General features: G+C 62.2%; 8 protein-coding genes. 3 read left to right on the top strand and 5 right to left on the bottom strand.

Annotation, left to right across the window (positions count from 1 at the left end):
• The first annotated feature begins 332 nt into the window (after positions 1-332).
• Entirely contained in the window at positions 333-608 is a 276-nt protein-coding gene (locus tag RAD16_RS05975) for a hypothetical protein (protein WP_458156937.1), read from the top strand.
• A gap of 122 nt (positions 609-730) precedes the next feature.
• On the opposite strand, the gene RAD16_RS05970 is transcribed toward RAD16_RS05975, so the two are convergent.
• Together RAD16_RS05970 and RAD16_RS05965 are read right to left on the bottom strand one after the other, a co-directional pair.
• Positions 731-1,528, bottom strand: a complete 798-nt coding sequence (locus RAD16_RS05970) for a transglycosylase SLT domain-containing protein (protein ID WP_458156936.1) — start codon at positions 1,526-1,528, stop codon at positions 731-733.
• A gap of 763 nt (positions 1,529-2,291) precedes the next feature.
• Positions 2,292-3,365, bottom strand: coding sequence for a hypothetical protein (locus RAD16_RS05965; protein ID WP_458156959.1), 1,074 nt, complete (start codon positions 3,363-3,365; stop codon positions 2,292-2,294).
• A 258-nt stretch (positions 3,366-3,623) separates the two neighbouring features.
• Between RAD16_RS05965 and RAD16_RS05960 the strand changes: the two genes are divergently transcribed.
• Positions 3,624-4,085 carry a hypothetical protein gene (locus RAD16_RS05960; protein ID WP_458156935.1) on the top strand — a complete coding sequence of 154 codons (462 nt, stop codon included), beginning with the start codon at positions 3,624-3,626 and terminating at the stop codon, positions 4,083-4,085.
• Positions 4,086-4,268: 183 nt separating this feature from the next.
• Here RAD16_RS05960 and RAD16_RS05955 read toward each other — a convergent pair whose 3' ends face one another.
• Positions 4,269-4,958: a phasin family protein gene (locus RAD16_RS05955; RefSeq protein WP_458156934.1), complete on the bottom strand. Its 690-nt coding sequence runs from the start codon at positions 4,956-4,958 to the stop codon at positions 4,269-4,271.
• A 157-nt stretch (positions 4,959-5,115) separates the two neighbouring features.
• Here RAD16_RS05955 and RAD16_RS05950 point away from each other — a divergent pair, with 157 nt between their 5' ends.
• Entirely contained in the window at positions 5,116-5,409 is a 294-nt protein-coding gene (locus tag RAD16_RS05950; protein WP_458156933.1) for a hypothetical protein, read from the top strand.
• 661 nt (positions 5,410-6,070) lie between these two features.
• On the opposite strand, the gene RAD16_RS05945 is transcribed toward RAD16_RS05950, so the two are convergent.
• Positions 6,071-6,319 carry a DUF2442 domain-containing protein gene (locus RAD16_RS05945; RefSeq protein WP_458156932.1) on the bottom strand — a complete coding sequence of 83 codons (249 nt, stop codon included), beginning with the start codon at positions 6,317-6,319 and terminating at the stop codon, positions 6,071-6,073.
• A complete protein-coding gene (locus RAD16_RS05940) occupies positions 6,300-6,545 on the bottom strand; it encodes a DUF4160 domain-containing protein (RefSeq protein WP_458156931.1) in 246 nt (81 codons plus the stop codon). The genes RAD16_RS05945 and RAD16_RS05940 overlap by 20 nt, the downstream gene beginning before the upstream one ends.
• Positions 6,546-6,573 lie beyond the last annotated feature (28 nt).

The following is a 6,573-nucleotide window of genomic DNA, read 5'->3' as shown; positions in this document are numbered from 1 at the left end:
CGGCGCCTTCATCGAAGAGGTGTACAATCGTCAAAGGCTTCACTCGGCTCTGGCCTACCAGCCACCCGCCGAGTTCGAAGCAAATCTACCAGGTTGCGGGGCTGCTGCGCAGCAGCCCCGCAACCCGCCCCTAACCCATCAACCCGCCCTGCCGCCTCAAGCGGCAGGCACCTGTCCCTGATTATCGTGTCTCACTACAGGGGTGCAGTTCATTTCGCTTGAGGCAAAGACCCCGGATTGCGCTTCGCTCCATCCGGGCTACGCGCACTACAGCGAATTGACTTGCCTTGCCAGGCGTCCTTTTGCACTCTTCGGCAGAAGGAGACCAATGCATGAAGAAAATGACCGTCGCCTGCGCGCTTGGAGCAGCTCTGCTGCTGTCGGGCCTGGGAACATCCGGTGCCGAAGCCAAGACGCGGAAGGCCGTCGTCGTTGCCGAACCTCGGCTGAGGGTGGACGTCCCGGTGCTCAGGCCGACGCCGTGGGATTACTATGTTATCCCGCGCTATCGCTATCGCCCCGAAGACGACCGGGTCGATCCCTACGGCCCGCCGCTGGTGCCGTCGTATATTCGCTATCAGGCGTGGCGCTGGCCGTATTGGTGGTGAGGGCTGCAGAACTGAATTGATCGGTGCCCCGTAGCCCGGATGAGCGAAGCGACATCCGGGACCGGCGCAGCTTGAGACAATACCCCGGATATCGCTGCGCTCATCCGGGCTACGCACGTCGGCTAACCGCCATCCCCCGCCGCAAGCCGCAAAAACTGCCGCTTCATCGCGTTGACCCTGGCGACATAGCTCGCAACGAGATGATCGCCGCAGCGCTCGCCGGCTGTCATCTGAAATTTCCGCCGCGCATAGGCCGTGGCGGGACCCGCGCCGCAGAGATGGATGAAAGCAGCCAGATCCTGCTTCTGCTGCGCGCTCGCCTTCGCATCGCCCGCGAGCGAGAGCACCAGCGCGACATTGCGATCCAGATACACCGATGCCAGCTCGATGGCGTGGCTCGGGATCGCGCGGGTGTAAAGGCTGGTCATCCCGCAGCCGGTCTCGGTGACTGCGTTGCCGCGGATGCAGAACCGCGAGACCTCGGCGAACGCCGGATCGGTCATCTGGTAAAGCCCGACGGCGCTGGAGGCGGGCCGGTAGATCGCGAGCGGATTAAAACTCCATCGCCAGCGCCAATAAGTCCGCGCCACCGGATTGCCCGAGCTCTCGATCTGCGCCAGCGCGGCCAGCAATTCGGGCGTGATCGTCGCGGTGGAATAGGTGCGGAACAGCGTCCCGTATTGCCGCCAGTTCTCGGCCGGCTCCTTGTCGAGGGCATTGCCGACGAAGACGAACAGCTCGGTGGGTTTGCGGATGACGTGGTAGGCAATGTCCAGGAGGGCGAGGGCGGCAAGCAGGATCGCCGTGCCGGCAGCGATCCGAACCATGCGCGGTGCGCGCGAGAATTTCTTTCGTGCCCACCGGGCGCCCCTCCTGACGCTGCGCAGGCGAGGGAAAAGATTTCGGTTTCTTCCGGACATGGCCAGCGATCAGGGCTGCGAGAACGATGCTGTCGACCAAAAATTCATGGAAGCGGACATTCCGGCTGACTGTGTGGGTTCTGGCTGGCGCAGCGGCAGGGGCTAAGTCGCACGGCGCCCAAAAAAAGTCATACCGCAATTGTGAATTGGCCCACAGACGGCGGCCGTCCTGTCTGGTTATCTGCCGCCACATGGCCCCCCGTGTGCACGTTTCGCATTGCGCACGCCTCCGTATTTCGCAATGACTGGGTGATCGTTATGGGCGTTTTTCATCGCACGGCCATGCTTCGCAGCTGGTTCATCGAGTCCACCATGAGCGGGTGTACCGAGAGATTTCGCGTGCGCTGAACAAGGCGCGCAGGAGTTTTCTTGAGGCCCCGCCGGTGAAGGACGGGGCCTTTTTCATGTTCGCAATCTGCCCACTCCAGCCCGGCGGAGCCTTCGCGAGAAGGAGGCAGGGTCATGTGGGAGTATTTTGGACCCGATTTCGCTTTCGACGTGGTCAAAGGGGTGGTCGCTGGAATCGCCTCTTTGGCATTTCAGGTCGTCGCACCGCGGACCTTTCGTGCCGCGACACAGTTTCGCGCGCGCTGGGTTGCGAGGAGGGCGGCGCGGCAAGCTGCAAGATAAGCGGAACGACAAGCGCGTCGAAATGCGGTGGCGAACGATGAGCGGTGAACAGCGAACAGCCCGGGTGGAGCGTGAGCGACATCCGGGCTGCACGGCGTTCTCGCCGCCGTGCGCAATCAACCGCCCTGCGGGCTCACCAATCCGGATCGCCGTAGGGGTCCATCATATAGGGTGGGGGCATCCAGGGTCTTCGCGGCGGAGGCATGGGCCGCCGGGGGGCGGCCGCTTGCGCGTGCGGCCGTGCAGGCGGAGCCGTGTCGTTGCTCACCGCGCTCCGTACGACGGGTTTCGCGGGTGCAGACGCGGATGGAGCCGTCGGTTGCGTTTGCAGCGCCTGGACCTGCGCGGCGAGGCGCGCATTGTCCGCCGCAACCTTCTCCTGCGCCGCCTTGAGCTGTTGAATGGTGTCGGCCTGCTCGCGCAGCGCCTGCTCGTTGCGGCTTTTCAGTTGCTCGAGCTTTCCGCTGATGTTCGCAAGCTCGCCTGTGATGGTCTTGAGCGATTGCGCGAGATCGGGAGACGATTGGTCAGGCGCTGTGGCGGCAGGTCTTTGCACGTCAGGTCTTTGCACGTCAGGTTTTGGAGCGTCGGCTTTTGAAGCGTCAAATCCCGGAGCGCTTTCCGTTTCCCTGCCGGCCGGCGGCGCGGGCACTGGACCGGGCTGATCCGCAGCAGCCAGTCGCACGGCCGGAGGCTGTGCCGGACTTTCAACCGCGGATGCTTGCGGGGGCTTGTTCGCGGCCGTCGGAACCCATCGCGCCATGATCGATTTGGCCTCGTCGCGATACTGCGAAGCGAAGGCCGCACCGAGAATGCCGATCGCCAGCACGAGGCCAACCAGAGCACGCAGCATGGTCCGATCTTCCTTCAGCCCCTGATTGCGAGCCTTGCTAACCGCCGCCTTGAGGCTGGGAGGCTTGTTCTCAGGAGTCTTGTTGTCAGAGGACTTGGCCGCCTGCGCAGCGGCGCCGGCTTGCGACGCCCGCGGGCCTTCGCCGCCGTGCTCCATTCCGGAAACCAGCCGGTCCAGCCGCGCAAGGTCTTCCTCTGCGCTCTTGATCTGATCATAGGCCCGCGCCAGCCCGCCATCGGCGCGCCCCTCGTTCGGCTTGGGGGCATCAGGCTTTTGGGTATCAGGCTTTTCGATATCAGGCTTTTCGATATCAGGCTTGGGGTTATCAGCTTCAGGCACCGATGCACGCTCCATCCGGTCGGGCGCTAATGGGAGTGCGGCAGTCCGATCTTGGGAAGGATAGGCCTCACCGTTGTCCAACACAACGCGCGTGCGAAGGAGAAATTGTGGCGGCCTCGCCGGCGGGCGGATCGAGGCGCCGACACCGAATGGTGGTTCGTAGCCAGGCGGCGGGTTATTGCCTCGCGCGTCATGGATCGCAGGCGAATGTCCCTTGAACCGGATCGAGACTGGAACCGACAAAGAGAGGTTTTGACGCGCAGGGGAGGTCCGATGTTTGCCCGCTTGATTTATTTTGCCGCCGCCATCGCATTGATGATGTCCAACCCGGCCCATGCGGGGCCGACGAGATATGGGAGCTACTACGACGAGACCATCGTCATCGACTGCCCCGCTGGGGCCTCCTGCCCAGCCGTCTTCTCGCAATTGCCGACGGACAAGCTCACGCTGCTCCATCATGTCGCTTGCAACGTCGTGTCGTCTGCTCCCGCGCGCATGGCAACCTTGCGCATTTCAACCACGAGCAGTGCCGCCAACGGGATGACGCGGGTGATGCCCATGCCGGTGGGACCCTCCGTGGCTTCGGGAGGCTCCTATACGTCGAACACGACTCTGCACGCGGATTTCCTGGTCGGCCAATCACGATTCCCGTTCGTGGAAGTCGCTACCACCCAGACGGGCGACATTCTCATGCAATGCACTTTGGAAGGCGAACTCATCGATCCGATCCCTTGATCGAAAGGTCCTTAGTTCGCAAGGGTGGGTTGGAGGGCGGGTCGGCTCCGCGACTGCGCAAGCGCAGTTCGCAGGATAGGTCGAGCGGAGCGAAACCCATCAACGTCGATGATCGAATGACGGGTTTCGCAAGGGTTCTATCTACGGGCTTCCAGCCGCGCGGCTCGGAATACGCAGCTGCCGCTAGTGACGTGTTGCGCGGATTTCGAGCGTCGTCTGGGTGAGTCTGGCCACGAACCCCTCGAAATGCATGACCCTTTGTCTGGTCATTTGTTCATGCAGCTCGGCGATCTTCTGGGACTCGGCGACAAACGAAGCGCATGCCTCCTTCGTGTACGCCATCTGAAGCTCAAGGGCCTCGACGGGTGAGCGCGCCGTCGCGAGCTTTCCCAGGAAGGTCCAGGCGTGCTCAAGCGACGTCCTGATGTAGTCGCTATAGGCATCGGCAATCGCCTGCGTGCTGGCCGGGGAGGGTTCCGCCGGTGCGACGGGCGCGCTTGCAGCGATCTCTATCCCGGACGGCAAGGTTGCAGCCGAGGGAACCTGCGCACCGATCTGTCGGCTCGTCTCTACCTCTTGCCTGCTCTCTTGCTTGGTCTCTTGCCTGTTCTCTTGATTGTTCTCTTGATTGTTCTCTTGGCTGATCTCCGCCGAGGCATCCGGCAATTGATGCGCTGCAGTTGCGTGTTGCTCGCCGGCTCCGGTCCGTTGCCCGGCCTTTTTCTTCCCGCCGCGCCGGCCGGATTTTCCTGTTTGCTTATTTTCTACCGCACTCAACATTGCAAATGGCTCCTGAATATCGCTGAAGCCGCAAGCCTCCGTCGCGTTTGCGCTGAAATCGCGATTGTGGGTTGTCGCTGGCGTGGCGGTCATGTGGTGAGATTTTGCTGGATACCGGCGGGCCATCCTGCCGGGTCATGACCATCCTCGGCCGAATTGAGCAGGCTGTTCTCACCATGAACGTTCGTTCAGGGGAACGGGCGTTGGTTCATTTCGTTCCATTGAAGTGGGCTTCTTGGAGGAGGACGACATGAAAGCAAAGATCATTGCGCTCTCTGCGGCCGTTGTCATGGCGACAGCACCAGCCGTGTTTGCTCAGGGCGTATCGAGCAAGGCGCCAGGTCAGGAGATGCAGCAAACTGGTTCCAAGAAAGGCGAGCCGGGCGCTTCCAGCTACGCCCCTGGACATAAGAAGCATCACGCGATGCACTCCGCGAAGGCCTCGAAGAAGACCAGCTCCGGTGCAGCGAACAACGCTCCAGGTCAGACCACCGGCGCGAGCACGAAGTCAACCACCGGCTCGGGCACAAAGTCAGGGTACTGACGCCCAAGTACTGACGGCACAACGGCGCGTCGAACGCAGGATAGGTTGGGACACTGGCGAAACCCATCATGCCAAATGATGGGTATCGCTTCCGCCTGCGCTCGCGAGGCTTCGGCGAGACAAGTCCGCCTTCGCTCGTCGAGCTCCGGCGGACAGGTCGCTTCATCCATTCTGCGAGCTGTGCTGGCCCTCGGGCCAAGCCTAGAAGCTGGCGCCTGACGCAATCAGCATTGCACCGGTGGCCATCAGAAGAATCCCCGGCCAGTTCGATCCGATTCCAAGGAATCCTAGGCCCCGGCGTGGCGGTTCCAGCGTATCGCGAACCTGCCGAGGCGAATCCCGACCGCTCAGTGGTCCCCGCCAAATCGTGGCGCGTGCCATGTACAGGAGTCCGCCAAAGATGAGCAGCGCGCCAAGTCCCGTCAGGAACATTTTCGCCTCTCCACTCGTCACGACCGGAGTCAGCGTATCTCAAAACAAATGGAGGGCGATTGGTTCCGTCACCTGCCAGGCGCCGCAGGTTGCGAAACCCATCCATTCACGTGTGGCATTTCGCATGACGGGACCGTGCACCTAATTGACGTCCGGCAGGATGGCGATAGCGAATGAACTTAATGCAGTCCAGCAGCCTCACCGTAATTGGTAGTTGCGGGTCGGTCGCCTAGGCGGCGTGTTCCGTGGATCGAGTGACGTCGCCGCGTCCCGCGATGAGGCCGGCAATCGAGATATCTTCGTCGAGCGCTTCCCAGTGCAGCCCGACCCGACTGAGTTCGACCTGGCTGCGCTCGTCGGGCGTCGCATGCAGCAGCCGCAGAAACCAGGCGAGCGGGATACCGAGCGTCCGGCCATCCGACAATTCGACCCACATGGTGTGTTCGTCAAATCGAACGCTAGTTGCCGAAATGGTCATGCCAAGCCTTCAGGAGAAGATCACGATTGTCTTCGACGACGCGCAGGATATTCGAAAGTTCCCGCGGATTGAAGCCATAACTGTCAACTATCGCGACGGCCGGCTCCAGCCAGATCTTGGCGTCCCGGCCGCCACCTTTGACGTGAACGTGGGGCAGTTCGGGCGGCTGCCCCACGTTTGAGAAGAAGTAGTAGCGCAAACCGCCCTGGCGCAATGCAACTGGCATCCATGCCTCCGGGCGGCTTGCGCTATTG

It is taken from the genome of Bradyrhizobium sp. 18BD, assembly GCF_054185225.1.
This window is presented reverse-complemented; position numbering and strand designations above follow the sequence as displayed.

Bases quoted from the DNA above. Each gene is read 5' to 3' on its own strand.
- RAD16_RS05975 (WP_458156937.1), top strand. From the start codon at position 333: ATGAAGAAAATGACCGTCGCCTGCGCGCTTGGAGCAGCTCTGCTGCTG.
- RAD16_RS05970 (WP_458156936.1), bottom strand. From the start codon at position 1,528: ATGTCCGGAAGAAACCGAAATCTTTTCCCTCGCCTGCGCAGCGTCAGG.
- RAD16_RS05965 (WP_458156959.1), bottom strand. From the start codon at position 3,365: ATGGAGCGTGCATCGGTGCCTGAAGCTGATAACCCCAAGCCTGATATC.
- RAD16_RS05960 (WP_458156935.1), top strand. From the start codon at position 3,624: ATGTTTGCCCGCTTGATTTATTTTGCCGCCGCCATCGCATTGATGATG.
- RAD16_RS05955 (WP_458156934.1), bottom strand. From the start codon at position 4,958: ATGACCGCCACGCCAGCGACAACCCACAATCGCGATTTCAGCGCAAAC.
- RAD16_RS05950 (WP_458156933.1), top strand. From the start codon at position 5,116: ATGAAAGCAAAGATCATTGCGCTCTCTGCGGCCGTTGTCATGGCGACA.
- RAD16_RS05945 (WP_458156932.1), bottom strand. From the start codon at position 6,319: ATGACCATTTCGGCAACTAGCGTTCGATTTGACGAACACACCATGTGG.
- RAD16_RS05940 (WP_458156931.1), bottom strand. From the start codon at position 6,545: ATGCCAGTTGCATTGCGCCAGGGCGGTTTGCGCTACTACTTCTTCTCA.